2 protein-coding genes are annotated in these 1,034 nt (G+C 28.6%); both read right to left on the bottom strand.

Annotated elements, in window-relative coordinates; all coding sequences use genetic code 11:
• Positions 1 to 399: 399 nt before the first annotated feature.
• Positions 400 to 768, bottom strand: a complete 369-nt coding sequence (locus tag CQ058_RS31400) for a hypothetical protein (RefSeq protein WP_105590282.1) — start codon at positions 766 to 768, stop codon at positions 400 to 402.
• 32 nt (positions 769 to 800) lie between these two features.
• A partial coding sequence (locus CQ058_RS31395; protein ID WP_105590281.1) for a YolD-like family protein occupies positions 801 to 1,034 on the bottom strand: 234 nt, incomplete at its 5' end.

Genomic DNA, 1,034 nt, shown 5'->3' with positions numbered 1-1,034 from the left:
TTAATAACATATCCGATAATTGATTTTATAAAGTATATAGCGAAAATCTGTAAAGAAACAATAGAAATTGAGTCCTGTTAATACAGGACTTTTCTTTATAAATCATTATTGAAATACACATGAGGGAGTTTTTGATAATGTCCAAAAGTATAAAGAAAAGGAACGGAAATTCAATTACACATGAACAGTTCCTAACTAAAATTTATAAATTAGCAGGGGAAGAATACAAGGTTTTAACTACTTATACTTCATCAAAAGAGAAAATGGAGCTATAATTCCATAAGAAACATCGCTATAATGGTTGCCTTAACCCCCTTGTTATCATGGCATTAGACAAGGGGGTTTCTTATTTTATGGTGTTTCTTGTAAAGATACAATTCTAAGGGTGATTTTAAATACTTAATTATCTTGAACTTCATTTAATATATTTATCTCACATTCAAGTTCTTTTGTATCTATATTTAAAAAGTCCATTGTCATTGCAAGAACTTTTCCATCTTTATTTCTCTTAGATCCCCATAAACGAACAGCCCTATTGATTTTACTATCTTCATATATAATTTGAACTGTTCTTAATTCTTCTCCATCCACAAATTCACGATGTATCCAACACTCTTTAAATTCCAAATTCTCATCAGATTTATGCATGTTATACTTCAACATTACTTCTTCTAATTCTGGAAACCCCAAACCTTTTTTCTCCAAACAAATATACTCAAAATCCCAAAACTCTATAAAATGATAGATAAGCTCTTTTTGACTTTTCATCATAACTCCCCCACCCAAGGATTTTTAAAGCATTATATATATTTGATATCTGTTACATGATAAATTTTTATATATAGTACATTATCATGTTGGTTCCTAAATCTTAATTCATTACAAATCATATCGTAGTAATGAATATAACCCACTTCCAAATATGCTTTGTTTTGTTTTTGATATGAAATGCTTACTTGCTTGTTTTCAGCAATTGCACAACACACAATATCATTTATAAGATCTAATTTTTGTTCATCTAAAATAGGCATCGG

Source organism: Bacillus sp. MYb56, assembly GCF_002976445.1.
GTDB classification, from domain to species: domain Bacteria; phylum Bacillota; class Bacilli; order Bacillales; family Bacillaceae_G; genus Bacillus_A; species Bacillus_A mycoides.
This window is presented reverse-complemented; position numbering and strand designations above follow the sequence as displayed.

What these genes read in the sequence shown, in the direction of transcription:
- CQ058_RS31400 (WP_105590282.1), bottom strand. Translation starts at nt 768, where the DNA reads ATGAAAAGTCAAAAAGAGCTTATCTATCATTTTATAGAGTTTTGGGAT.